Origin of the sequence: Streptomyces sp. NBC_00353, from assembly GCF_036108815.1 — a bacterium.
Taxonomy (GTDB): domain Bacteria; phylum Actinomycetota; class Actinomycetes; order Streptomycetales; family Streptomycetaceae; genus Streptomyces.
On sequence record NZ_CP107985.1, the window covers coordinates 2,061,378 to 2,085,827 of the forward strand.

Annotated in this window: 22 protein-coding genes; 11 read left to right on the top strand and 11 right to left on the bottom strand. The window is 70.6% G+C overall.

The window, feature by feature from the left end; all coding sequences use genetic code 11:
- Window positions 1-9 precede the first annotated feature (9 nt).
- The 9 genes from OHA88_RS09795 to OHA88_RS09835 form a co-directional block, all read right to left on the bottom strand.
- Window positions 10-558, bottom strand: coding sequence for a hydrogenase maturation protease (locus tag OHA88_RS09795; RefSeq protein WP_328625142.1), 549 nt, complete (start codon window positions 556-558; stop codon window positions 10-12).
- Window positions 555-2,003 carry a hypothetical protein gene (locus tag OHA88_RS09800; RefSeq protein WP_328625143.1) on the bottom strand — a complete coding sequence of 483 codons (1,449 nt, stop codon included), beginning with the start codon at window positions 2,001-2,003 and terminating at the stop codon, window positions 555-557. Before OHA88_RS09800 ends, OHA88_RS09795 begins: the two co-directional genes overlap by 4 nt.
- Window positions 2,000-2,701 carry a DUF6084 family protein gene (locus tag OHA88_RS09805; protein ID WP_328625144.1) on the bottom strand — a complete coding sequence of 234 codons (702 nt, stop codon included), beginning with the start codon at window positions 2,699-2,701 and terminating at the stop codon, window positions 2,000-2,002. Before OHA88_RS09805 ends, OHA88_RS09800 begins: the two co-directional genes overlap by 4 nt.
- Window positions 2,698-3,369, bottom strand: coding sequence for a DUF5947 family protein (locus OHA88_RS09810; RefSeq protein WP_328625145.1), 672 nt, complete (start codon window positions 3,367-3,369; stop codon window positions 2,698-2,700). The genes OHA88_RS09805 and OHA88_RS09810 overlap by 4 nt, the downstream gene beginning before the upstream one ends.
- Window positions 3,366-3,983: a hypothetical protein gene (locus OHA88_RS09815; protein ID WP_328625146.1), complete on the bottom strand. Its 618-nt coding sequence runs from the start codon at window positions 3,981-3,983 to the stop codon at window positions 3,366-3,368. The genes OHA88_RS09810 and OHA88_RS09815 overlap by 4 nt, the downstream gene beginning before the upstream one ends.
- Window positions 3,980-5,764, bottom strand: a complete 1,785-nt coding sequence (locus OHA88_RS09820) for a nickel-dependent hydrogenase large subunit (RefSeq protein ID WP_328625147.1) — start codon at window positions 5,762-5,764, stop codon at window positions 3,980-3,982. Before OHA88_RS09820 ends, OHA88_RS09815 begins: the two co-directional genes overlap by 4 nt.
- 102 nt (window positions 5,765-5,866) lie before the next feature.
- Window positions 5,867-6,952 (bottom strand): hydrogenase expression protein HypE, encoded by a 1,086-nt coding sequence (locus OHA88_RS09825; protein WP_267008364.1) that lies wholly within the window; start codon window positions 6,950-6,952, stop codon window positions 5,867-5,869.
- Window positions 6,953-7,011: 59 nt separating this feature from the next.
- Window positions 7,012-8,796, bottom strand: a complete 1,785-nt coding sequence (locus tag OHA88_RS09830; RefSeq protein WP_328625148.1) for a hydrogenase maturation protein — start codon at window positions 8,794-8,796, stop codon at window positions 7,012-7,014.
- A gap of 214 nt (window positions 8,797-9,010) precedes the next feature.
- Complete coding sequence (locus tag OHA88_RS09835; RefSeq protein WP_328625149.1) at window positions 9,011-9,535, bottom strand: DoxX family protein; 525 nt, start codon at window positions 9,533-9,535, stop codon at window positions 9,011-9,013.
- A 207-nt stretch (window positions 9,536-9,742) separates the two neighbouring features.
- Between OHA88_RS09835 and OHA88_RS09840 the strand changes: the two genes are divergently transcribed.
- The gene (locus tag OHA88_RS09840; RefSeq protein WP_328625150.1) at window positions 9,743-11,764 is read left to right on the top strand and encodes an NADPH-dependent 2,4-dienoyl-CoA reductase; all 2,022 of its coding nucleotides are present in this window, start codon (window positions 9,743-9,745) and stop codon (window positions 11,762-11,764) included.
- Between the two features lie 63 nt (window positions 11,765-11,827).
- Window positions 11,828-12,388, top strand: a complete 561-nt coding sequence (locus tag OHA88_RS09845; protein ID WP_328625151.1) for a PadR family transcriptional regulator — start codon at window positions 11,828-11,830, stop codon at window positions 12,386-12,388.
- Window positions 12,389-12,496: 108 nt separating this feature from the next.
- On the opposite strand, the gene OHA88_RS09850 is transcribed toward OHA88_RS09845, so the two are convergent.
- Together OHA88_RS09850 and OHA88_RS09855 are read right to left on the bottom strand one after the other, a co-directional pair.
- Window positions 12,497-13,459 (bottom strand): hypothetical protein, encoded by a 963-nt coding sequence (locus OHA88_RS09850; protein WP_328625152.1) that lies wholly within the window; start codon window positions 13,457-13,459, stop codon window positions 12,497-12,499.
- Complete coding sequence (locus OHA88_RS09855) at window positions 13,456-14,322, bottom strand: phosphatase PAP2 family protein (protein ID WP_425897478.1); 867 nt, start codon at window positions 14,320-14,322, stop codon at window positions 13,456-13,458. The genes OHA88_RS09850 and OHA88_RS09855 overlap by 4 nt, the downstream gene beginning before the upstream one ends.
- Before the next feature lie 166 nt (window positions 14,323-14,488).
- Between OHA88_RS09855 and OHA88_RS09860 the strand changes: the two genes are divergently transcribed.
- From OHA88_RS09860 to OHA88_RS09900, 9 genes are all read left to right on the top strand, one after another.
- The gene (locus tag OHA88_RS09860; RefSeq protein WP_328625154.1) at window positions 14,489-15,118 is read left to right on the top strand and encodes a TetR/AcrR family transcriptional regulator; all 630 of its coding nucleotides are present in this window, start codon (window positions 14,489-14,491) and stop codon (window positions 15,116-15,118) included.
- 235 nt (window positions 15,119-15,353) lie between these two features.
- Window positions 15,354-16,169: an SDR family oxidoreductase gene (locus tag OHA88_RS09865; RefSeq protein WP_328625155.1), complete on the top strand. Its 816-nt coding sequence runs from the start codon at window positions 15,354-15,356 to the stop codon at window positions 16,167-16,169.
- A 55-nt stretch (window positions 16,170-16,224) separates the two neighbouring features.
- Window positions 16,225-17,238, top strand: a complete 1,014-nt coding sequence (locus OHA88_RS09870; RefSeq protein ID WP_328625156.1) for an SPFH domain-containing protein — start codon at window positions 16,225-16,227, stop codon at window positions 17,236-17,238.
- Window positions 17,235-18,134 (top strand): hypothetical protein, encoded by a 900-nt coding sequence (locus OHA88_RS09875; protein WP_328625157.1) that lies wholly within the window; start codon window positions 17,235-17,237, stop codon window positions 18,132-18,134. The genes OHA88_RS09870 and OHA88_RS09875 overlap by 4 nt, the downstream gene beginning before the upstream one ends.
- 392 nt (window positions 18,135-18,526) lie before the next feature.
- Window positions 18,527-20,452 carry an ABC transporter ATP-binding protein gene (locus tag OHA88_RS09880; RefSeq protein ID WP_443044204.1) on the top strand — a complete coding sequence of 642 codons (1,926 nt, stop codon included), beginning with the start codon at window positions 18,527-18,529 and terminating at the stop codon, window positions 20,450-20,452.
- Between the two features lie 88 nt (window positions 20,453-20,540).
- Window positions 20,541-21,047, top strand: coding sequence for a nucleotide triphosphate diphosphatase NUDT15 (locus tag OHA88_RS09885; protein ID WP_328625158.1), 507 nt, complete (start codon window positions 20,541-20,543; stop codon window positions 21,045-21,047).
- 55 nt (window positions 21,048-21,102) lie between these two features.
- Window positions 21,103-21,600: an FBP domain-containing protein gene (locus OHA88_RS09890; protein ID WP_328625159.1), complete on the top strand. Its 498-nt coding sequence runs from the start codon at window positions 21,103-21,105 to the stop codon at window positions 21,598-21,600.
- 278 nt (window positions 21,601-21,878) lie between these two features.
- A complete protein-coding gene (locus OHA88_RS09895) occupies window positions 21,879-22,973 on the top strand; it encodes a substrate-binding domain-containing protein (RefSeq protein ID WP_328625160.1) in 1,095 nt (364 codons plus the stop codon).
- 117 nt (window positions 22,974-23,090) lie between these two features.
- Window positions 23,091-24,398, top strand: a complete 1,308-nt coding sequence (locus OHA88_RS09900; protein WP_328625161.1) for an ABC transporter substrate-binding protein — start codon at window positions 23,091-23,093, stop codon at window positions 24,396-24,398.
- Window positions 24,399-24,450: the final 52 nt, after the last annotated feature.

Genomic DNA, 24,450 nt, shown 5'->3' on the forward strand with positions numbered 1-24,450 from the left:
TCCTTCTGCTCAGTTCATGACAGGTCCGGCCGCCGTCCGCCGGGCGTCGGCCGGACGGTCGGCTGCTTGTACGAGGTCCAGGACCATCCGCACGGCGTGGGGCACCGCTGCGGCCACGGGGGCGCTCAGCCCGATCCCTTCGTCGACACTCTCGGGTTCGCAGCCGACGACGAGCGTGCGCCTCGGCGGTACGGCTCCGGTGCCCGCGCACAGGGTGCCGAGCAGTGCCAGGACGGCGTCGGGGGACATCCGGTGGCCGTCGAGCAGCGCGTTCTGCGGTTCGACTGCTCCGGGTTCGTCGGCCTCGATCAGATACAGGGTCCCCGGGCGGCCACCGCGTGCGGTGGCGTCGATCAGGACGAGGGTGTCGTATCCGTCGAGGAGCTGATAGGCGAGATGGACGCCCCGTACGCCGATGTCGACCATCTCGACGTCGTCGGGGAGCCGGTGCGAGGACAGTGCGCGCACCGTCTCGACGCCGAAGCCGTCGTCGCCGAGGAAGATGTTCCCGATCCCGGCGATGAGGGTTCTCGCGTGCTGCTGCGCAAAGTCGTTCACGCGTCCTCCAGGGGGGCGATCTCGTCCGGCTGGAAGTACAGGAAGCGCCCTTGCTCGCGGCGGATGTCGGCGCCCGGGTCGCCTTCCACGGTGACCGCGAGGTGCACTCCGCCGTCGACGTCGTGGAGCACTGCTTCGACCTGTGCGCTGCGGCCCTTGAGGAACAGGTCCTGGGCGTCGGTCCGCCGGAGCCCCGGTCGCAGGAGGACGCGGCTGCCCACGCCCACGGACCGTCCGTCCACCAGGATCCGGTCCCGGGCCGGGTCGGCGGTGTCGTCGCTCGCCGGGTCCCACCACGGGGTGTCGGGCCGGAGTACGCCGCGGGTGTCGATCAGGTCCACGCCGTCCGGGACCGGGTCCTGCGCGGCGGGCGGGGGCGTGTCGGGTCCGGTGATCTCCCGCAGGGCCCGTACCGCGCCGTGCAGCCGCTCCAGGACCTCGGGAGGCATCGACTCGGCCAGGTCGATGACGGCTGCCGCCCGGGGATCGGTGCCGCGTGCCTCGCGCTTCTCCTGGTCGGTCAGGGCCGCCGTGCGCAGGGCGAGGATCTCGTCGATCTCGGTGGCGTCGTAGAGCGTGCCCGGGCTCTCGGGGGCGATGGCCGGATGGTCCTCCAGGATGATCGGGGACGACAGCATCAGGTCCGCGCGCCCGGGTTCCCCGGCGAGCACCGGCCAGGTGTGCAGGTTGCGGCAGGCCGCGACCGCACCCTTGGCCCATTCGGGCGGGTCCGTCATCGACAGGAACGATCCCGCGCCGAGACCCAGCAGCAGGTGCGCGGCGACCAGCGACCGTGGGAGCGCGGCGTCCCGGTCGGCCTCGGCGGAGTCGGGCGTCCAGGCGGTGGTGTTCTCCACCACGGCGGTGAGCCTCATGACCCGGTAGGGGCCGTCGAGTTCGCGGGCGGACAGCCGCACAGCGCCGCTGATCTCCTCGCAGCGGCGGACCAGGCGGCCCACCGTCCGCCCGTCCGCGTCCAGGACGGGTTCGGTCTCCTCGCGGGCGGGCCGGGTGAAGGGGACGGTGACTCCGTCCCCGGCCAGTTCGGCGACGTCCACGACCACTTCGACGCGATCCTCGGCGCCCTCGTCCCACGGGACCAGCACCCGGTCGGCCAGGTCGAGTCGGGCCACGGTCTCGAACGTGCCGTCGTCGAGGGCCCGTTGCACCGTCCGTCGCTGGGCGTGCAGGAACCGTGCCTCGACGGCGAGCGTCGCGCCCGGCTTCGGCTCCATCAGGCACTCGGTGTGCTGGAAGTCGTGCTCCTCACGGTCGGTGCCCCAGCCGGGCGGCACGAGCACCCCGAACTGCCAGCGCAGCCGGTTCTTGGCCGCGGAAGCCCGGTACGGGTACAGCACATAGCCCTCGAAGAGGACGGTGTCGGCGACCTGCCGGGCGGTGGCGAACCGGGACTCCAGTGCGGGCGTGAACAGTGATGCGGTCACGGCGCCGTCCTCTCGGTGACGCGGGGCAGTACGGGCCGGCGCACCGGGCGCTCAGGGGGCGGCGCCCCGGCGGCTCCGGCCAGGTCGATCAGTGCCTGGACGGTCGCCTCCCAGGACGGCAGGGCCTGCCGCGAGCGGAAGGCGAGCAGCGCGTTCATGGTGTCGCGCGGCAGCCGGATCCACCCGCAGCCCGGGAAGTGCTGCTCGATCATGTCCTTCCACACCGCCACCGGCATCCGGCAGGAAGCCTCGCGGTCCCAGGGCACCGGCTCCACGTGGAAGCCGCTGTCCCCGGTGAAGGCGGTGCCGGAGAAGAGCAGGAGGAGCGGTGCCTCGCCGTCCTGGAGCGCGTCGAAGTACCGTGCCGCGGCGACGTCCAGGTCGTAGGTGCAGGGCACGACGAGGTCCACCTCGGTCTCGGTCGTGAAGGACGGGACCATGAGGGAGACCTGGGCGAACTGCACGGGCTGGAGCGTGTTTCCCCAGCGCGAGCGGTCACCGAAGAGGTCGTGCAGTCCGTCCGCCTCGGCCTGCTCGTAGCCGCGCCGGCCGGGTTCGATACGGATCTGGCAGCGCAGCGCGAGGGCATGCACCCGGGCTTCCGCCGACGCGGTGATACGCAGCCGGAAGACCAGCGTGGGGCCTGCCGCGTACGGGTCGGCGCGGACTCCGGTGCAGGTGAAGGCGAATTCCGTCACCGCGGCTGCCCCTTCTCCTGGGTCCGGGCGGCGCGTCCCTCGACGTGCGCGAAGAACGCTTTGAGGTCGGCCCTCGCCTCGGCCCCGCCGTCGAAGCCCTGCCAGAGGAGGCGCATGCGTCCCACCAGCTCGTAGCAGATGTCGATCGGTACGAGGTAGCACTCGGCCCGGCCCTCCGTGCGGCGCATCAGCAGTGCCTCGACGTCGGGTTCGAGCAGTGCGGCGAGGCGCGTGGTGCCGAGCACGGTCTGCCAGGTCTCCGGGTCGAGTTCGCTCTCGGTGGCTCCCGCCGGGCTCGGGTAGAGCGCGACCAGCCGGTCCAGCGCGGCGTTGCGGAAGAAGAACGCGACGCCGACCGGAATCTGCAGGAGTTCCCACGCACCGTCGTCGAGACGGTGGTCCGGATCGGACAGATAGCGGTCCGGGACCGTTCTGAAGCGTCCGTGGGCTGCGCCCGGCTGCTCGAAGAGCAGGGCGCACGGGGTGCACGCGCAGGCCAGCGCCCGCTTCTCGGTGTCCACGAGATGCCGATGGCCGCCCTCGGTCACGGGCACGCCGCACAGCTCGCAGCGCTCCTGCCGTGGTTCCGGCGGCGTGGTGAACCTGCGCAGGCCTCGGAGGCGGGCAACGCCCGCCGGGCGTCCGGCGGGCGCCTGGGGTGCGATCATGGCGCCTTCGCCTCAACGGCCCGCCCGGCCACGGAGGTTCCGGTCGGCGGACGGGTGGCGATCTGGAGCAACGGTGGCTCCCGGTCGGTGGTCGAGGACTCCATCTCCACCTGGTTCACTTCCGGTACGAAGCACGCCAGCGCGTCCTCGACGCTGCGCCGGGTCGCCGCGCCCGTGCTCGGGCAGCCGCAGCCACCGCCGTCACCGGCTTCGGACGAGGAACGCAGCCGCAGAATGCCGGTCTCCTCGTCGAAGCCGACGACCTCGACAGGGTCACGGACGGAGTCGAGGGCGCGCGCGATGCGTGTGCCGATGTCCTCCGGGTGCAGGTCGTGCAGGGCCAGCAGGCTCGACACCAGTTCGTCGTCGAGCAGTGCGGCGAGCGGTCCGCCGCCGGTTCCGCGGTCCGCGGGGGTGCTGAGGCGGTCGACGATACGAGCGAGGCCGGCGCCGTAGAAGTCCATCAGGACCCGCACCAGATCCTCGGCCGCGGCACCCACTTCCTGGTCTCCGATGGTGGTCAGACGGTCGAGCAGCTCTTCGACCCGCTGTCCGGCCTCCACGGCGTCGACGGCTCGCGGCGGTGCGACGGCCGACGGGGCTGCGGCGCTCATCCGGCCAGTCCGCTCAGTCCGGTGGGCACATGCATCTGTTTGACGGTCCTGCCGTCGCCCACGTACATGTGGACGCCGCACGGCAGACAGGGGTCGAAGCTGCGCACTGCCCGCATGATGTCGATGCCCTTGAAGTTCTCCGGGGTGTTCTCCTCGAAGATCGGTGTGTTCTGCACCGCGTCCTCATAGGGGCCGGGGGTGCCGAACGTGTCCCGGGTGCTGGCGTTCCACGGGGTGGGCGGATAGGGGTGGTAGTTGGCGATCTTGCCGTCCCTGATCACCATGTGGTGCGAGAGCACCCCCCGTACGGCCTCCGTGAAGCCGACGCCGATGCTCTCGTCCGGCACGTCGAACTTCTCCCAGGTCTGGGTGCGTCCGGCGCGGACCTCTTCGAGCCCCTTCTCGGCACAGTGCAGCGCGATCGCGGCGGCGTACGCCTGGAAGTAGGTGCGGGCGCGGTTGCGTTCCAGCGCGTTGCTCCACTTCGGGATCTTCCACTCGAAGGTGGTCTCGGGCTTGGTCATCGTGCGCGGCAGGTTGATGACGACGCTGTGGCCCGTGGCCTTCACATAGCCGACGTCGACGAGTCCGGACAGCGCGGTGGACCAGAGGCGGGCGATGGGGCCGCCGCCGGTGTCCAGTGCCAGGTGGTCCTTGCCGTCGAACCAGCGGGGCGACATCACCCAGCTGTACTTGTCGTCGAAGTTCCGCTTCTGCGGGGCGGGGATGGTGTGCTGGTTCCACGGGTGGCGGGGGTCCACCGGGTTGCCCAGCGGGTCGTGGGTGACGAATTGTTCCCGGCCCTGCCAGTCGTCATAGTACGAACTGCCGAGCAGGATCCGGATGCCGAGGTTGATCTCGGTGAGGTCGTTGGTGACCAGCTTGCCGTCCACGATCACGCCGGGGGTGACGAACATCTTCCGTCCCCAGTCCGTCATGTTGGCGTACGTGAAGTCGCAGTACTCGGGGTCGTTGAGCGCTCCCCAGCAGCCGAGCAGCACCCGTCGGCGGCCGACCTCCTCGTACCCGGGCAGCGCCTCGTAGAAGAAGTCGAACAGGTCGTCGTGCAGGGGAACGACCCGCTTCATGAACTCCACGTACCGCATGAGGCGGCTGAGGTAGTCCGTGAAGAGCTGGACGGACGCGATCGTTCCCACACCGCCCGGGTAGAGCGTGGAGGGGTGCACATGGCGCCCCTCCATCAGGCAGAACATCTCCCGCGTGTAGCGGCTCACTTGAAGAGCCTCGCGGTAGAACTCTCCCTCGATGGGGTTGAGGGAGCGCATGATGTCGGCGATGGTGCGGTAGCCGTGCTCCCCGGCGTGCGGCGCCTCGGTGCGCTCGGCGAGCTCCAGGACTCCGGGGTTGGTCTCGCGGACCATCTTCTCGCAGTAGTCGACCCCTACCAGGTTCTCCTGGAAGATGTTGTGGTCGAACATGTACTCCGCCGACTCGCCCAGGTTGATGATCCACTCACCGAGGTGCGGCGGCTTCACCCCGTAGGCCATGTTCTGCGTGTACACGGAACATGTGGCGTGGTTGTCGCCGCAGATCCCGCAGATGCGGCTGGTGATGAAGTGGGCGTCCCGGGGGTCCTTGCCCCGCATGAAGACGCTGTAGCCACGGAAGACCGACGAAGTGCTGTAGCACTCCGCGACCCGCTTCTGTTTGAAGTCGATCTTCGTGTGGATGCCGAGACTGCCTACGATCCGGGTGATCGGATCCCAGGCCATCTCGACGAGGCCACTGCCGTCGCCGGCCGCCTTCGTCGTGGGTGCCATTGTGTGTGCCATAACCCTTCTGGGAAGCGGGAGTTGAGGGAGGGTGAGCGGGGCGCGGGCGGGCCTTCCGTCGATCGCGGGGCGGTGGCGCCGGGCGGCCGGTCACCAGGGCGGGCGGTACCCGGTGGTCAGCTTCTTGCCCGTGTGACGCCACTTCGGTTCCTTGTCCACGGTCCTGGCCGTGACCGACCGGAGTCTGCGGATCACCGCCCCGTACGCTCCGCTGGCGCCGACGGAGACCTTGCCGCCGGGCGGTTCGTCCATGAACGGCATGAACTTGTCGGGGAAGCCCGGCATGGTGCAGGCGATACAGATGCCGCCGACGTTCGGGCAGCCGCCGATGCCGTTCATCCAGCCGCGCTTGGGGACGTTGCACTTGACGACGGGGCCCCAGCAGCCGAGCTTGACCAGGCACTTGGGCGAGTCGTACGTCGTGGCGAACTGGCCCTGCTCGTAGTAACCGGCCCGGTCGCACCCCTCGTGCACGGTGGCGCCGAAGAGCCAGGTCGGGCGCAGCTTGTCGTCCAGCGGAATCATCGGAGCGGAGCCCACCGCCTGGTAGAGCAGGTAGGTGAGGGTCTCCGAGAAGTTGTCCGGCTGGATCGGGCAGCCGGGCACGCACACGATCGGAATGCCGGCCTTCGAGGTCCAGTCCCAGCCCAGGTAGTCGGGCACGCCCATGGCACCCGTCGGGTTGCCGGCCATCGCATGGATGCCGCCGTAGGTGGCGCAGGTTCCGATGGCGACGACCGCCAGCGCCTTGGGCGCCAGCCGGTCGATCCATTCACTGGTCGTGATCGGCTGGCCGGTCTCCGGGTTGTCGCCGAAGCCGCACCAGTACCCCTCCTGCTTGATCGACTCGTTGGGGATGGACCCCTCGACGACCAGCACGAAGGGATCGATCTCGCCACGTTCGCCCTTGAAGAACCACTCGATGAAGGTGTCCGCACCGCCCACCGGACCGCATTCGAAGTCGATCAGGGGCCAGTGGACCTGGATCTTCGGCAGGCCCGGCAGCACACCGAGGACGATTTCCTCGATGCTCGGCTGCATCGCCGCAGTCAGCGACACCGAGTCGCCGTCACAGCTCAGCCCCGCGTTGATCCAGAGGATGTGGATCGGGGACTCCTCGTCGGCGGCCGCACCGTCTGCCCGGTCGCCGACCGTGTTCGCTGTTGCTGCATCCATGGGGATGTCTCCTTGGGGAGCTCTGCGCTGAAAGCCCGCTTTTCGGCCTTCATGTCCAGCTAACCTTCAGTCGGTCCGGGTACATCGGTGAGCGCCGCCGTTGCGGTGACGGCGCGGTCCCGGGTGGCGGACGGTTGTGCCGTGCGCCTTCCGGGTACGCCGACGCCGAGGTGAGGCGGTGTCCGGGTCGGGGGTTCCTTGCGTACGAAGGCACGGCGCAGGCGGTGGTACGGCGCGTCCGGGTCGAAGAAGATGGACCGCATCGCGGCCAGTTCCTCCTGCCGGTAGGCGGCCAGCGGCTTGAGCGCCTCCTGGCGCTCGAGCGCCGTCTTCTTCCGGGCGATCCGCGTCTGTGCGGCGGTCGACGAGGCCAGCCGGACGGCCAGTCGGACGGTCTCGCCCGCGAAGTCCTGGGGCCGACAGGCGATGGTCCGGTCCACCAGGCCGAGCCGCTCGGCGGCTTCGGCGCCGAGCGGCAGCGCTTCGCCGGCCAGCCGCTCGGCCGTCTCGGGCCCCACCCTGCTCGGCAGGGTGCGGGTCCAGTACTCCGAGCCGGGCAGTCCCATCAGCCGGTAGTGCGGGTTGAGCACCGAGTCCCTGCGGCACCAGACCTCGTCCGCGGCCAGCGCGAGCATCGCTCCGCCGGCGGCGGCGTTGCCGCCCACGGCGGCGACCACGAGTCGGTCGGTGGTGGTCAGCACGGCCTCCACCAGGTCGTTCATTGCGCTGATGTTGGCCCAGGACTCCTCGGCGGGGTCGGCCGCCGCCTCGATGACGTTCAGGTGGATGCCGTTGGAGAAGAAGTCCCGGCCACCGCCCAGCACCAGGACCGAGGTGGGCCGGGAGCAGGCGGTCCGGTAGGCGTCCAGGAGGCGCGTGCACTGCGTGGTGCTCATCGCCCCGCCGGAGAACGAGAACGTGAGACGTCCGACGGCGCCGGTCTCCTCGTAACGGATGTCGGTCCAGGTTTCGCGACGCCCGGGTGCGTCCGACGGGACCGGGTCCTCGGGCAGCGGCGGCAACCGGTCGCCGAGCGCCAGGACCGCGGGGAGCTTGAACTGGGCGGGCTGTCCCGGCTGCCGCCTGGCGCGCAGCTCCGGGATCCATACGGCGCCGTCGACGGTGGCCCGGCAGACCCCGCCGGCCCGCGTGGCCAGCAGCTCTCCGGGGCGGCCGCGCAGCCGGTCCTCGGGGTGCCCCCCGTGCAGGAACCACTCACCGCCGAGCAGTTCGTCCAGCACGCCGGGGTGCGAGTCGGCCGCCCGCAGCTTTCGCAGCACGGTCTCGGTGGAGTCGGACCGCCAGTCGATCCGCCGGAGCTCCTGACGGAAGTACGGCCGGGTGCCGTCCGTGGCACGTGCGCTGTCCTGGGGTCGGGGGGCGTACATCCCCGAGGCGAACCGGTCGACGGCCCGCAGCACCGCCGTCAGCGCCGCGTCGGAGACCTCGTTGCGGTACAGGTCGCTCTTGCCCACCGGCGGTACGGAGAATTCCACCGACGCCCAGACGTCTCCGGCGTCCATTTCCTCGTCGGCCTGCAGAACCGTTACGCCCCAACGGGTGACGCCCTCATGGATCGCCCAGTCGAGCGAGGACGGCCCGCGGTCGCCGACGGGTCCGGGATGGACGATGAGGCAGGTGTGCGCCGACCACACGTCGCGCGGGATGGCGGTCCTGAGCATCGGAGCCACGATCAGGTCCGGTGCGAACCCCCGGACCGCGTCCCGCAGATGACCGTCGGAGAGTGCGAGTCCGACCGCCACGGTGTGGCCCCGGTCCCGCAGCTCCGCGTGGACGCGCTGAGTAAGGCTGTTGAACGCACTCGCGACGAGCAGGATGTGCACGGCGGACTCCCAGCGGCTCTGAGGTTCTGCGGCTCCCGACCGGAGCGGGTCCGGCCGCCTGCAAGCCTCGGACACACCCGACGGGCTCCGTCATCACCGGGCGGCGGAGTCACTCGAAAGGAGGAACGTCCTGCGGCCACCCGACGCCCGATGACGCAGCCATGGGGGCGACGGTGCGGCAGGGCGGTCAGGGCGGCCCTGACGCACCGTCGGCTCAGTTCTCGGCCGCGTTCTTCCTCAGCCCCCTGGACCGCTTCCCGACGACGGCGACGACCCCGGCCGCACTGCCCGCGAAGGCGAGGGCGGCGATCCACGGCCGGTTGAGGAGGTGATAGGTCGCGTGGTCGAGGGAGTACCGGCCGGGGCCGGTCAGGCCGATCGCGGCGGCGGTGAAGCCGAGGAAGGCCGGGTACTCGTACCCGCCCCCCTGCGCGAAGAAGCCCGCGGGCACATGGACGGCGACGGCGGCCGACATGGCCCCCGCCGCAGCCGCTCCGGCGGCGGGGGTGGCGAGGCCGAGGGCCAGCAGTACGCCACTGCCCGCCTCACCGAGTCCGGCGGCGAGGGCGCTGTGCCTGGGCGGATGGAAGCCCATGGCCTCCATGCCCGCGGTGGTTGCCTCGATACCTCCGCCGCCGAACCAGCCGAACAGCTTCTGACTGCCGTGCGCGGCCAGGACCGCGCCGGTGCCGACGCGCAGGACGAGCAGGCCGAGGTCACGCCGGTCGAGGCAGGCCATGGGGGTCTCCGTGGGGGGGTCGGGTGTGTTCCGGGGTTACGGGTCCACTCTCCGCGCCGCGACGGATGGACGTGCCCCGCTGCTACTCCGTCCGGGGCCGCCGTCCGGTGGTGAGCAAATGCGACGCAGGTCATTGTGCAACTTGTTGCACAATGGCGTTTCGGTGGTCTACAACTGGCGCAACGACACTGTGTGAGGAGCCGCCGGATGACCCCGTACCCGAACCTGCTGAGCCCGCTCGACCTCGGGTTCACCACCCTCCCCAACCGGGTGCTGATGGGCTCGATGCATGTCGGCCTGGAGGAGGCGGAGCGCGGCTTCGAGCGGATGGCGGCGTTCTACGCGGCCCGCGCCCGCGGCGGTGTCGGCCTCATGGTCACCGGTGGCATCGCGCCGAACGACCGCGCCCGCCCGTATCCCGGCGGCGCCAAACTGACCACCGAGGCGGAGGCCGAGCAGCATGCTCAGGTCACCGCCGCGGTGCACGCGGCGGGCGGCCGGATCGCCATGCAGATCCTGCACTTCGGCCGGTACGCGCATCATCCGGACCTGGTGGCGCCGAGCGCGATCCAGGCCCCGATCAGCCCGTACACACCGCACGCCCTGACCGACGACGAGGTCGAGGAGACCGTCGAGGACTTCGTGCGGACCGCGGAACTGGCGCGACGGGCGGGCTACGACGGTGTCGAGATCATGGGCTCCGAGGGCTACCTGATCAATGAGTTCATCGCGGCCGGAACCAACCACCGCACCGACCGCTGGGGCGGTTCGTACGAGAACCGCATCCGGTTCCCGGTCGAGATCGTGCGCCGGGTCCGCGAGCGGGTCGGCAGCGACTTCATCCTGATCTACCGGCTCTCGATGCTGGACCTGGTGCCCGGCGGCTCCTCGCTGGAGGAGGTCGTGCAGCTCGCCCGGGCGATCGAGGCGGCCGGGGCCACGATCATCAACACCGGGATCGGCTGGCACGAGGCCCGCATCCCCACCATCGCGACGTCGGTCCCGCGCGGTGCCTACACCTGGGTCACCGAGAAGGTGCGCGGGTCCGTCTCCGTACCGCTGGTGACCAGCAACCGGATCAACACCCCCGAGGTCGCCGAGGAGATTCTCGCGTCGGGCCGTGCGGACATGGTGTCGATGGCCCGGCCGTTCCTCGCCGACCCGGACTTCGTGGCCAAGGCGGGCGCGGGCCGCGCCGACGCCATCAACACCTGCATCGGCTGCAACCAGGCGTGCCTGGACCACACGTTCAGCGGGAAGATCACCTCCTGTCTGGTCAATCCGCGCGCCTGCCACGAGACCGAGGCCGAGCTCACCCTGTCGCCGACCCGGACCCGTAAGCGCGTCGCGGTCGTCGGCGCCGGGCCCGCGGGTCTCGCGTGCGCCGTCTCGGCGTCCGAGCGCGGGCACGCGGTGACGCTCTTCGACGCGGCCGACGAGATCGGCGGCCAGCTGAATGTGGCGCGCCGGATCCCGGGCAAGGAGGAGTTCAACGAGACGCTGCGCTACTTCCGTACCCGGCTCGCGGAGCAGCAGGTCGAGCTCAGGCTCGGGACGAAGGCCACGCCGGGCACCCTCGACGGCTTCGACGAGATCGTCCTCGCCACCGGGGTCACGCCCCGCTCCCCCGCGATCGAGGGCCTCGACCACCCCAGCGTGGTCAGCTATCTCGATGTCCTGCGGGACGGGGCGCCGGTCGGTGAGCGGGTCGCGATCATCGGTGCGGGCGGGATCGGATTCGACGTCGCCGAGTTCCTGACGGACGGCGGCGACGCGGCGAGCCTCGACCCGGAGGTGTTCTTCCGGCAGTGGGGGGTCGACACCGGATACCGGGAGCGCGGCGGTCTGCGCCTCCCCGAGCGCCCCAAGCCGCCGCGCACCGTCCACCTGCTTCAGCGCAAGGCGAGCAAGGTCGGCGCGGGGCTCGGGAAGACGACCGGGTGGATCCACCGCACGGAGCTGCGGCACCGCGGCGTGACGATGATCGCGGGCGTCGCATACGACCGCATCGACGACGACGGTCTGCACCTGACGGTCGACGGCGAACAGCACCTCCTGCCGGTCGACACGGTGGTGCTCTGCGCCGGACAGGAACCGCGACGCGAACTGTACGAGGAGCTGCTCGCCGCAGGCCGTACGGCGCACCTGATCGGCGGCGCCGACGTGGCGGCCGAGCTGGACGCCAAGCGGGCGATCCGCCAGGGCACGGAGCTCGCCGCCGCGCTGTGACAACGGGCCGCTGCGCCCGGGGCCCACGGCTCCGGGCGCGGCGCCGTCCTTAGGATGCGTCCCATGTCACTCCCGCACGCGATCCTCACCGCCCTGCTCGAGAAGCCGTCGTCGGGGCTGGAGCTGACTCGCAGGTTCGACCGGTCGATCGGCTACTTCTGGTCGTCCACGCACCAGCAGATCTATCGCGAACTCGGGAAGCTGGAGGAGGCCGGACAGATCCGGGCCCTGCCGTCGACCCAGCCGGCCCGTGGCCGGAAGAAGGAGTACGAGGTGCTGCCCGCGGGCCGCGAGGCGCTGGCCGCCTGGGTGGCGCTCGCGGAGGACCCGAAGCAGATCCGTGATCCGCTGCTGCTGCGGATGCGAGCGGCGGCGGTGGTCGGCGCACCGGGCCTCACCGCGGAGCTGCGCCGCCACTTGGCGTTGCACGAGAAGCAGCTGGCCGAGTATCTGGCGATCGAGAAGCGGGACTTCCCACCCGGTCGGGACTCCGAGGGGGACCGGCTGCGGCATCTGGTGCTGCGCGGCGGAATCGATCTGGAGAACTTCTGGATCGGCTGGCTGACCCGGGCTCTGGCGCAGGACACCGGTTCGGCCACACCGGCGGGTCCGTCCGGCCCATGAGGGCAGCCCTGAGAACATCTGATCAGGACGGTCGACCGAGGCTGCCGATCAGGGTGGGGTGGCGGGCCGCTCGCGACCGGGCCGCCACCCCGCCTCGTCCCACCCGCGTCACGGCCCGCCGACCCGCGTCCCTCCCGGTTCCGGGCTGAGGACCAGCCGGTCGTCCCTCGTCCGCGGGCTGCCGATCACGACCCGGGACTGCGCGCTCGGCTCCGGTTCCGTCCTGGCCCGGTCCGCCAACGACATCGTCTCGCCCTGGGCGCGGCTGAGCAGAACGACCCCGCGTACCGCGGCGGCGGAACCCAGCAGTGCCGGGATCAGTGCGATCGTCCCGCCCTGGAGGCGTTCGCCGAGCAGGGCCAGACCGATGACCGCGGCGGCGACCGGGTTGGCGAGGGTGACCACGGCGAGCGGCGCGCCGAGACCGCCCTGGTACGCGGTCTGGGCGAGGAGCAGACCGCCCATCGCGAAGGCCGAGACGAGCAGCGCCACCGTCACCAGGCGCCAGCTGAACAGCGGGCCCGTGTGGTCCGTGGCCGCCACCGTCAGGGTCTGGGTGAGCGCCGAGGCCACACCGGACGTGATGCCGGACGCCGCCGCGTGCCGCAGCCCGGGACGGGTCCCGGGGCGGCTGAGTCCGGCGACGACCGCCATGGTCGCCGCACCGACCGCCAGCGCTTCGCCCAGGCTCAGCGTCTCGTGCGGGGCTGTGCCGCCCGCTGTGAGGAGCAGGGCGCCCAGGCCGAGCAGGGTGAGGATCGTGCCGTGCCATTCGGTGCCGGTGACCCGGCGTCCGGCGGCGCGTGCGCCCAGCGGAACGGCCGCCACCAGGGTGAGTGCGCCGAGCGGCTGAACGAGGGTGAGCGGGCCGTACTTCAGCGCCGCGACATGCAGCAGCGCTCCACCGGCGTTCAGTGCCACCGCCGACCACCAGGCCGCGCGCCCGAGCATCCGGAACACTCCGGCGCCCGGCTCGCTGCGCCCCGCGAGCCGGGCCTGCGCCACGGCGGCCGAGGCATAGGCGACGGCGGAGACCAGGGACAGCGCGACGGCTGTCAGCGTGGCGTTCATGGCCGGCCTCCGGACGACGAGGCGTACGCCTCGGAGACGGCCGGATCGGGGATACGGGACATCGGCAGCGCGGTCGGGGCGACGGTGGGCTCGGCCGCACCGGCACCGGACGGCCACGGAGTGAGTACCCGGACCGGCACCGTCCGCTCCAGCCGCAGCGCCGCGAGCGCGACGGCGAGCAACGCGCTGACCACGATCGAGTCGAGCCAGTAGTGGTTGGCGGTGCCGACTATCACCAGCAGTGTGACCAGCGGGTGCAGCAGCCAGAGCCACCGCCACCGCGAACGCGTGGCGACGATCAGCCCGACCGCGACCATCAGCGCCCAGCCGAAGTGCAGCGAGGGCATCGCGGCGAACTGGTTGGCCATCGAGTCGGTGGCCGGGGTGGCTCCGTACACCGTCGGCCCGTACACCTGCCCGGTGTCGACGAGGCCGGCGGCGGCCAGCATCCGCGGCGGAGCGAGCGGGAACAGCAGATGGAGGGCGAGCGCGGCCCCGGTGAGCACCGCGAGGATCCGGCGCGACCAGACGTAGTGCAGGGGCCGGCGCCAGTAGAGCCAGGCCAGGAAGAGCAGCGTGGCCGGGAAGTGCACGATCGCGTAGTAGGTGTTCGCGAGGTGGACCAGCGTCTCGCTGTGCAGCAGCGCGCCTTGTACGGCGCCCTCGCCCGGCAGGTGCACGGCGCGTTCGAAGTCCCAGACGTGTCCGGCGTTGCGGTACGCCTCCTCGACGTGACCGCTCGCGGCCTGGCGGCCGAGCTTGTAGATCGCGAAGAGTCCTACGACGAGAAGGAGCTCGCGCACGAGGGGCGGTCGGGCAGAAGTGTCCGGCTCCCGATCTGCGGGCTCACTGCGGGCGTACATCACCCGGTGCCCCTTTGCTGACGAAGCGGTGTTACGGCGGCATGGTCGACTCCATGACGCATCGATACGCCAGTGTACCGATACGCGAACGTATCGGAACAGCGGCGTTTCGGTACACTGGCGTATCGATGGACCTCGTCGCACAGTCGCAGAGAGGGAACAGCACATGTCGTCGCACGATTCCGTGCAGGAACCGGCTCACACGCCGCGCCGCTCGAAGATCACGCCGGAGCGGGCGCAAGAGTTCTATACGGCCGTGCTCGAACTGCTCCGGGAGAGTGGCTACGAGTCCCTCACCATGGAAGGGGTCGCGTCCCGCACCCGGTGCGGGAAGTCCACTCTCTACCGGCAGTGGGGCTCCAAGCCGGAGCTGGTCGTCGCGGCACTGCACAGCACGCGGCAGATGCTGCTGTCGCACATCGACACGGGCACGCTCGCCGGTGATCTGCGCGAGGCGGCGCGGGTCATCGGCGGGCGCGCCGGACGCGACACACCGCTGATGCATGCACTGAGCCATGCCGCGCTGCAGAGCCCGGAGCTGCTCTGCGCCCTGCGTGAAGCGCTGGTCCTGCCCGAGTTGGCGGCGATCGACGCCATGGTCCGGCGCGGCATGGAGCGCGGCGAGATCACCGCGGACAACACGGGCGCGGAGTTCGTCTCCGCGCAGCTGCTGGGCGTGATGCGCGCCAGGCCGCTGCTGGAGGCGAAGATCGCGGATGAGGCATATCTCACCCGCTTCGTGGAGAGCGCCGTTTTTCCGTCACTCGGACTGGATCCGGCAACGACCGGGTCCTGATGAACGTGGGCCGTCGTCCGAGCGGATGACGAGGGCCCGCCGGCGCCGCACCGTGGGGACGGGGGCGGCGCACCGTCCGGTCGGCCGGTGACTTCTTCGGGAGTCACCGGCCGCCCGCGTTTCGCATGCCCGTCTCCCTCGACAGCTGTCCGGTCCCGGCCACTATCTATCAAACAAACGATTGGTAGATTGCTGTCGCGATCGGCACGCACTTCGGCAACAGCAGGGGTGGACCATGGGCATCGGCAATCCCATCGACTTCACGGGGCGAGCGGTCATCGTCACCGGCGGCACGAAGGGCATCGGCGCCGCGATCGCCGAGGCGTTCCTCGCCACGGGCGCAGAGGTCATGGTCTGTGGGCGCAACCAGCCGCCGGCACTGCCCGGGGCCGGTGGGCGGACGGCTCACTTCCGGTCCGTCGACGTCCGGGACCCGGCCGCGGCTGCCGGTCTTGTCGACGCCGCCGTGGAGCGGTTCGGACGGCTGGACGTCCTGATCAACAATGCGGGCGGCTCCCCCGACGCCGATGCGGCGACCGTGTCGCCGCGGTTCGTCGAGAAGGTCGTCGCGCTCAATCTGCTGGCCCCGTTCTATGTGGCGCAGGCGGCGAACCGGATCATGCAGGGCCAGCGGGACGGCGGCTCCGTCGTCAACATCGGCAGCGTCTCCGCCCACACCCCGCAGCCGGGCACCGCCGCATACACGGCCGCGAAGGCCGGACTGCTGGCGCTGACCCGGGCGCTGGCCCTGGAGTGGGCGCCGAAGGTGCGCGTCAACCACATCACGACCGGGCTGATCCGCACCGCGAGCGCGGCGTCGGTGTACGGCGAGGACGGTGGTGCGGCGGTGGCGGGCGTCATTCCGATGGGGCGGATGGCCGTGCCCGATGATGTCGCACGCGCCTGTCTCTACCTGGCGGGCGGCCTCGCTCCGTACGTCAACGGCGCCGATCTGGCGGTGCACGGGGGTGGCGAGGTGCCGGCCAGGTTCCTCGCCGCAAAGGGCGGTCGACGTCGAGACTCGCACCCTGAACCATTCTCGTCCTCTTGACGATATTAATGACCCCCCTTATCGTCTCAATGACGAGAATTAAGGGGGATCCGACATGGCCGACATCACCAAGCGGTTCGGCTGGCGCCATCTGCGCTCCGCACCCACTGCCCACATCCGCCACCACAAGCGCGGCCAACTGGCGCACGACGGGCCCGGACTGAGCTTCTGGTACCGGTCACTGAGCGCCGCGCTCTCCGAAGTTCCGGTCAACGACCGGGAGTTGGCGATGGCTTTCCACGCCCGTACGTCCGACTTCCAGGACGTCACCGTGCAGGCCACCGTGACGTACCGGATCAGCGACCCGGCCGAGGCCGCCGCCCGGCTCGACTTCTCCGTCGACCCTGACACCGGCGTCTGGCGCGGTGCGCCGCTGGAGCAGATCACCACCCTCCTCACCGAGACCGCCCAGCAGCACACCCTGGACGTGCTGGCACGCACCCCGCTGGCCGGGGCACTGGTCGACGGAGTCGCTTCGGTACGGAACCGGGTAGCCGAGGGACTTGCGGCCGAGCCCCGACTACCCGCCACCGGCATCGACGTGGTCGCCGTACGGGTCGTCGCGATCCGCCCCGAGGCCGAGGTGGAGCGCGCCCTGCGCACCCCCGCCCGGGAGCAGATCCAGCAGGAGGCCGACCGGGCCACGTACGAACGCCGGGCCGTGGCGGTCGAGCGTGAGCGGACCATCGCCGAGAACGAGCTCGCCAGTCAGATCGAACTCGCCCGCCGCGAGGAGCAGTTGGTCGAGCAGCGGGGCACCAACACCCGCCGCGAGGCGGAGGAGAACGCGGCGGCCGACGGGGTGCGCGCCGAGGCCGAAGCGGCGCGCAAGGTGCGCCTGGCCCGTGCCGAGGCGGAAGCCGCCCGCGAAGTCGGCGCCGCTCGCGCCGAGTCGCAGGCGGCCTGGCTGCGGGTGCACGCGGAGGTGGACACCGGGACGCTGCACGCCCTCGCCGCCGGCCGGCTCGCCGAGAACCTGCCGCGTATCGACAGCGTCACCCTCTCCCCCGACGTCCTCACCGGACTGCTCACCCGGCTCGGCCGGCCCGACCCGGAGGCGCGCGCGTGAGCCTCGCGCCCCGGGCGGTGCTCGTGCACCGGACGACCGAGTACGAGGAGCTGCTCGCCCGACACGGCACGCATGGCCAGGCGGAGTTCTTCCTGTCCTCCCGGGGCCGGTCCATCCAGGAGGTGGCGCGGCGGCACGCGCGGGCCCGGCAGGCGCTCGCCGATGTGGCGGCAGCCGTACCGCTGCAGTGGCGCCAGTCCCGGGTGGAGCGCGCGGATCTCGACCGCTTCCTCTTCGGGCCCGAGGATGTGGTGGTCGTCGTCGGGCAGGACGGGCTGGTCGCCAACGTCGCCAAATACCTTTCGGGCCAGCCCGTTGTGGGCATCGACACCGACCCCGGCCGCAACCCGGGTGTGCTGGTGCGCCACCGTCCCGGCGATGCGGCCGCCCTGTTCCGGGCGGCCGCGTCCCCCGGCGGCACGACGGACGATCTCACCATGGTCGAGGCCGTCGCCGACGACACCCAGCACCTCCTCGCACTCAATGAGATCTATCTGGGCCCGCCAGGTCACCAGACGGCCCGGTACCGGCTCGGCCCCGACGCCGAGGGCTCCCCCGCCGAACCGCAGGCGTCCTCCGGCGTCCTGGTCGGCACCGGCACCGGCTCCACCGGCTGGTTGCGCTCGCTCTGGCAGGAGCGCGGGAGCGCTCTGACGCTGCCCGGCCCGACCGACCCCCGACTGGTCTGGTTCGTACGCGAGGCCTGGCCGTCGCCCACGACCGGCACCTCGCTGGTGGCGGGCGAACTCGGACACGACCAGCGTCTGCGTCTCACCGTCGAGTCCGACCGGGTGGCGGTCTTCGGCGACGGAATGGAGGGCGACGCACTGGAACTGACATGGGGTCAGACCGTGCGCATCGGAATCTCGGCGACATCTCTGCGGCTGACCGTATGAGCAGCCGTCGCGGGGCGGGCGGACAAGGGCCGCCGGGTCCTGGCCACATCCCGGTCAATGCCTCGATCGAGTGACTTCCCACCGCACGGGTGAATCGAACGTCCGATTACGACCGCTCGCCCAGCCGTACTCCGGAACACGCCTCCAACTCGAACATCAGGCCGACGATTCGCTCTCGTCCCTCCGTGACGACCTCGTGATCAGCTGCGTTCTCCGGTCGCTCGTCCCGATCGAAGCGACTCAGGAGGAACAATGAATTCCGTACGCGCCCTTCAGCGTGTTCATCTCATGTTCGATCCGCTTCCGGTGCCTCCCCTGCTTCCCCGGCATCGGGTTGACGCTGCATCAGTTCCACGCCTGACCCTGGCCGGCCCGGTCTCGGGGTGGTGGGCATGAGCCTGGAGAAGCCGCTGCCGACCGGTCCCACCGCCGCCGTCCCGCACCAGGAGGGCAGGACGAAGCCCGGTGCACCACGGCCCGCCGCACCCCCGGAACTGAGTTTCACCGGACGGGTGCACGCCAACGCGATGCAGGACGCGACCCTGTGGGACATGGCGCGCCGTATCCCGGCCGCGCTCGGCCGTACGTTTCGGCTGGCCTGGTCGGTCGACCGGCACATGGTGGTGACCGTGCTGCTCTGCCAACTGCTCTCCGGCGTCGGAACGGCCGTGATGCTCGCCTCGGTGGCGGACGCGATGGGGCCGCTGTTCGGCTCGGCGGACGCCGCGGCCGGTCTTCACCGCGCGTGGCCCGCGCTGACGGTCGCGGGCGTCGCGCTCGGGGTCGGCTCGACGGCCTGGCTGGTGGCCGACTGGGCGACGCGCCGGCTCAATCCGCAGGTGGCGTCGGCCGCCGATCTGACCATGGTGGACACGCATATGCGGGTCGAGCTGTCCGCGTACGACCAGGAGGGGTTCACCGACCGCAGCCAGGCCGCGGAGATCGGAGCGATGCGGGCGGTCGATCTCGCGGAGGACGCCAAGAGCATGACCAACGGGCTCGTCCAGCTCGTGACCGCCGCTTCCGTACTGACCGTGCTGCACCCCCTGCTGCTCGTGGTCCTGCTGCTCTCCGTCGTCCCGCGTGGTCTCGGCGGGGTGATCGCCGCCAGGATCGACTACCGGGTGTTCGACGCGTCGGTCTCGGCACGCAACACGAGGGGCATGATGCGCTGGTTCCTGACGACACCGACGCTCGCCGACGAACTGCGCGCCAACACCATGCGCCCCTACCTGCATTTCTGGTATCGCACGATGTGCGACCGGGTCGAGGGTCGGGCGCTGGCCGCGGCGCCGCTGTATCTCCGGGTCAATGCCGTCGCCGCCGCACTGAGCGGGGTGTTCACCGTCGGGATGTGGGCCTCGCTGGCCGGGCTGGTCGTGTCCGGGCGGATGACTCTGGCGATCGCCGGCACGGCCGTCATGGCCTCGCAGACCGCAGGTCGTTCGCTCAACTCCGTGATCCGGTACGGCGCTGCCATGTTCCACCACGGTCTCTACCTCGACGACTACCACCGCTTTCTCGCCCGGGCCCGCGATCTAACCACCCACCGGGGCACGGCCGTACCGCAGGCCCCGAGCGAGATCCGGCTGACCGGGGCCGGATTCAGCTACCCGAAGAAGGACACCCCGGCGCTGCACCCGGTGTCGCTCACCCTGCGCCGGGGCGAGGTCGTCGCGCTGGTCGGCGAGAACGGGGCGGGCAAGTCCACCCTGGTACGCCTGCTGACCGGGCTGACCCTGCCCACCAGCGGCACCGTGCACTGGGACGACACCGACCTGGCGACGGCGGACGCCGAAGCGGTGTGGCAGCACGTGGGGCTCGTACCGCAGCAGAGCGGTCACTGGCCGCTGGCCGCGCGCGAGAACATCGACCTGGGCCAGCCCCGGGAGCACGGCGACGACTTGGTGTGGGAGGCGGCGGCGCGTGTCGGCATGGACGAGCCGATCCAGGGCCTTCCCGACGGGATGGACACGCTGCTCGCCCGTTCCCTGTGGGGCGGACACGAGCTGTCCGGTGGCCAGTGGCAGCGCCTCGCCTGCGCACGGGCCATGTACCGCGGGCCCGGCTTCCTCATTCTGGACGAGCCCACCAGCGAGATGGACGCCCGGGGCGAGCACCAGATCTTCACGGCGCTGCGGGAGATGGCCCCGGGCCGGATCACCCTGGTCGTCACGCACCGCCTCGACAATGTGAGGATGGCCGACCGGATTCTCGTCCTCGACCGGGGCCGGATCCGGGAAGAAGGGACTTTCGACCAACTGGCTTACGGCGACGGCCTCTTCGCCGAGCTGTACGCCCTGTCGCAGGACCGCTGAACCGACGACCGCACCGACCGACGACCGCACAGGGGATCGTCGCGCCCGCTCGCACCGGGCGCGACGATCCCGGCCATCGAGGAGCACCATGGATTCCCGACCCACCGAGAGCCCCACACGCAACACCCGTCCGCCCGTCGCCCAAGCGGCGCTCGGCGTGGGCGTCGTCGTGCAGGACGAGCGGGGACGCATCCTGCTCGGCAGACACCACGGCGGTACCTGGGAACTGCCGGGCGGCAAGGTCGACCCGACGAACGAGTCGATCGCCGCGGCTGCCGTGCGTGAGCTCCGCGAGGAGACCGGACTGGACGTCACCGAGGACCGGGTGACGGTCTTCGCCATGCTTCACGACGTGGTCGGCGGTATCAACCGCGTGACCATGGCGGCCGTCGTGACCGTGCGGGCGGAGAACCCGCAGGTCACCGAACCCCATCTGATCAGCACCTGGCAGTGGACCGGCCTCGACGACCTGCCGGAGCCGCTCTTCGATCCTTCGGCCCAGATCCTCGCCGCCTGGCGCCCGGAACTGCCCGTCGAGCATCCCCCCGCCCACTGTCTGAAGGTCGTGGCCGCCCCTGCCGGAGGCGACTCTTAACCTAGGACAATTAATCGTTTGCCTAGGGCTCATAGGCATCGTTAGCGTCCTCGGCATGAAGGCCGTGAGTGAGCAGGACATCCGCGCATCGTTCGTCAATTGCTCGAAGGGGGAAGCCAAGCGTCTGCCGATGCCGCGGGATCTTGCCGAGCAGCCCTGGGACGACCTGGATTTCCTGGGCTGGCGCGATCTCGCCGAACCGGGGCGCAGCTATATCGTCACCGAGCACGACGGCGAGCTGATCGGCATCACCCTCCGGTTCCCCTCCCAGCAGCGGGGTTTTCTCCACCGCAGCATGTGTTCGCTCTGCCTGACCACACACCCGGGGAGCGGGGTGTCGCTGATGACCGCCCGCAAGACGGGCCCGGCGGGACGGGAGGGGAATTCGGTCGGCGTGTACATCTGCACCGACCTCGCCTGCTCGCTATATGTCCGCGGCAGAAGGGTCCCGGCCTCCGGCGGGCGCTTCAAGGAGTCACTGACCCTGGAGGAGCAGGTGGCGCGCACCCGGACCAACCTTGCCGCGTTCCTGCGCACGCTGTACGTGGCCTGACCGGCTTGCCGCAGATCGAGGGCCGTACCGGATCCGGCACGGGCCCTGATCTGCGGCTCCCCTGAGTCGGCGCGACCGGATTCCGGGCACCGCCGCAGCGAGGGCAACGGCGTACGTCAGTCCCCGCAGAGGGTGGCTGCAGAAGGAGTCGGCGGACGCCCCTTCACCCCCGGACGATCGTATTGAACGCAGACGCTCGATACGCTATTGGGCGTACAGTGACCTGCGAGGAGTCACTCTCCGCGTCTGTCCGTCCAGCCTTGCCACAGGGGGAGCCCATGCGACTGCATGTCGACCAGCGCCACGAGCGGGTGCTCGAGCTCGTCAGGGAGCGCGGCAGCCTCCGGGTCGCCGAGCTCGCGTCCGAACTCGGCGTCTCAGCAGTCACGTTGAGGCGCGATGTGGAGGCGCTGGCGGCTCAGGGGAGGGTGCAGCGGCTGCACGGGGCCGTGGTGTGGCCTGGTGGGCAGGCCTCGGAGGTGCCGGTACAGGCGCCGGCGACCGAGGGCGCCGTGATCGGAATGATCGTGCCGACCACCAACTTCATCTTCGCCGACATCGTGCGCGGGGCGCGCGAGACCGTGGAGGCCCAGGGCGGCCGCCTGGTGCTCGGGATGTCCGGCTATGTCGACACGGAGGACCCCGTACAGGCGGAACATCTGCTGGCGGGAGGGGCCGAGGGGCTGTTGATCGCGCCCAGTTGGTTCGGCGGAGTACCCGCCGACGGCCAGGAGAAATGGCTGCTGGAATGCCCGGTTCCGGCCGTGCTCGTCGAGCGCACGGCACCGGCCGGCAATCCCGCCGCGGGGCTCGACCGCGTACGCACGGACCGGGCGCACGGCGCCGCGGTGGCGGTCGGTCACTTCGCGAAACTGGGGCACCGGGCGGTCGCGGCGGTGCTGCAGGAAGGACCGCATGCCGCGCAGATCACCGCGGGATATCTGGCCGCGGTGGAGTCGCTCGGGCTGACGCCCGTGCCGGGATCACCGGCGGTCAGGGGGCATGGCGAGTACGACGAGACAGTGCAGTACCTGGTCGATGCGGTCGAGAAACGGAATGTCACGGCAGCGCTCGTGCACAGCGACGAGGACGCGATCGTGCTGGTGCCCAGGCTGCAGGAGCGCGGCATCAATGTGCCGGCCGACCTGGCCCTCATCGCGTACGACGACGAGGTGGCGGGCCTCTCCGATGTACCGCTCACGGCCGTCGCGCCACCGAAGCGGGCGGTGGGCGAGCTGGCCGCGAAACTGCTGCTTCAGCGACTGGCGGAGCGCGCCTCGGGCCGGACTCCGACGCCGCGCCAGCACCTCGAGCTGCTGCCTGAGCTACGGGTACGGGCGTCGTGCGGGGCCGGCGAAGTGAGCACCAACTGATCGTGATTCGATCGTTTTGATTGTTGTGTGCGTTCGCTCTTGACTGTGATCGGCATCGCGCAAATGATGTCCCTCGTTCGCCTCTCTTCCCGTACGAGGTCCCGTAGGAGCCGTGCAATGCCGCGCACTTCACGTTCGTTCCGTATAGCCGCCGTCTCTTCCGTCGCCGCTCTGGGGCTGCTCGCCACTGCCTGCGGCGGCGACGGCGGCTCGACCGACGCCAAGTCGAACGGCAAGCCGGTCACCATCAACTACTGGACCTGGACGCTGGGCGCCAAGGCGACTGCCGACGAGTTCAACAGGACCCACAAGGACATCCAGGTCAAGTTCACCGAGATCCCGAGCTCGACCGAGGGCTACAGCAAGCTGGCCAACACGGTGAAGGCGGGCAACGCCCCCGACGTCGCCACCATCGAGTACCAGATGGTCCCCGAGTTCGCGAGCCAGGGAAATCTGGTCGACCTCACCGACCTCGCGGGTGACACGGTCAAGGAGAAGTTTCCCGAGCCCATCCAGAACCTGGTGAACTTCGGCGGCAAGACCTGGACGGTCCCGTTCGACGCCGCACCGCAGCTGTACTACTACCGCACGGACCTGTTCAAGAAGTACGGCATCGAAGTCCCCAAGACCTGGGACGAGTTCAAGACCGCTGCCGCGAAGGTCAAGAAGAAGGACAAGAGCGTCCGACTGGCCTCGATGCCCAAGTCGGACCCGGGGCTGTTCGCCGCGCTGTCCTGGCAGGCCGGCGGCAAGTGGTTCTCCACCGAGGGTGACGCCTGGAAGCCCGCCGTAGACGACGCCGGCTCCAAGAAGGTCGCCACCTACTGGGACGGTCTGATCAAGGACGACCTGGTGCAGACCTTCACCGGCTGGAGCCCGGAGGAGACCAAGGCCCGGGTGGAGGGCAAGACGCTCAGCTTCCTCGGCGCCTCCTGGTCGGCGGGTGGCATGAAGACCTCGCTGCCCGACCTCGCGGGCAAGTGGGCCGCCGCGCCCATGCCGAACTGGGGCACCCCCGCCATCGGCAACTACGGCGGCACCTCCTACGGCGTACTCAAGGGCAGCAAGCACACCGAGGCCGCCGCCGAGTTCATCAAGTGGGTCACCACCAACGGCGACGCCGTCAAGGCCCGCCTGAGCGACAAGAAGTCCCCCAGCAGCGCACTGCCGGCCAACCCGGAGATGCGTGAGGTCGCCGCGTCCCAGTTCGACACCGCGTACTTCAAGGGCCAGGACATCTACAAGCTCGCCTCCGAGCAGGTCGACACCATCGTCCCCGGCTGGACCTGGGGTCCGAACCAGATGGACGTCTACACGGCGGTGCAGGACGCATCCGCCAAGGGCGGCTTCGCAGCCGGCGTCGAGGCCGGCCAGCAGAAGGCGAAGTCGGGCATCGAGGACCGCGGGCTCAAGCTCGCCAAGTGACCCGTCGGGGTCCGGCCGCGCCTGACCGCGGCCGGACCCCGTCGACCACCCT

Coding starts and splice junctions, on each gene's coding strand:
- OHA88_RS09845 (WP_328625151.1), top strand. CDS start 11,828: ATGTCACTCCCGCACGCGATCCTCACCGCCCTGCTCGAGAAGCCGTCG.
- OHA88_RS09890 (WP_328625159.1), top strand. CDS start 21,103: ATGAAGGCCGTGAGTGAGCAGGACATCCGCGCATCGTTCGTCAATTGC.
- OHA88_RS09855 (WP_425897478.1), bottom strand. CDS start 14,322: ATGTACGCCCGCAGTGAGCCCGCAGATCGGGAGCCGGACACTTCTGCC.
- OHA88_RS09835 (WP_328625149.1), bottom strand. CDS start 9,535: ATGGCCTGCCTCGACCGGCGTGACCTCGGCCTGCTCGTCCTGCGCGTC.
- OHA88_RS09885 (WP_328625158.1), top strand. CDS start 20,541: ATGGATTCCCGACCCACCGAGAGCCCCACACGCAACACCCGTCCGCCC.
- OHA88_RS09825 (WP_267008364.1), bottom strand. CDS start 6,952: ATGGATGCAGCAACAGCGAACACGGTCGGCGACCGGGCAGACGGTGCG.
- OHA88_RS09880 (WP_443044204.1), top strand. CDS start 18,527: ATGAGCCTGGAGAAGCCGCTGCCGACCGGTCCCACCGCCGCCGTCCCG.
- OHA88_RS09840 (WP_328625150.1), top strand. CDS start 9,743: ATGACCCCGTACCCGAACCTGCTGAGCCCGCTCGACCTCGGGTTCACC.
- OHA88_RS09810 (WP_328625145.1), bottom strand. CDS start 3,369: ATGATCGCACCCCAGGCGCCCGCCGGACGCCCGGCGGGCGTTGCCCGC.
- OHA88_RS09860 (WP_328625154.1), top strand. CDS start 14,489: ATGTCGTCGCACGATTCCGTGCAGGAACCGGCTCACACGCCGCGCCGC.
- OHA88_RS09865 (WP_328625155.1), top strand. CDS start 15,354: ATGGGCATCGGCAATCCCATCGACTTCACGGGGCGAGCGGTCATCGTC.
- OHA88_RS09900 (WP_328625161.1), top strand. CDS start 23,091: ATGCCGCGCACTTCACGTTCGTTCCGTATAGCCGCCGTCTCTTCCGTC.
- OHA88_RS09815 (WP_328625146.1), bottom strand. CDS start 3,983: ATGAGCGCCGCAGCCCCGTCGGCCGTCGCACCGCCGCGAGCCGTCGAC.
- OHA88_RS09850 (WP_328625152.1), bottom strand. CDS start 13,459: ATGAACGCCACGCTGACAGCCGTCGCGCTGTCCCTGGTCTCCGCCGTC.
- OHA88_RS09820 (WP_328625147.1), bottom strand. CDS start 5,764: ATGGCACCCACGACGAAGGCGGCCGGCGACGGCAGTGGCCTCGTCGAG.
- OHA88_RS09870 (WP_328625156.1), top strand. CDS start 16,225: ATGGCCGACATCACCAAGCGGTTCGGCTGGCGCCATCTGCGCTCCGCA.
- OHA88_RS09895 (WP_328625160.1), top strand. CDS start 21,879: ATGCGACTGCATGTCGACCAGCGCCACGAGCGGGTGCTCGAGCTCGTC.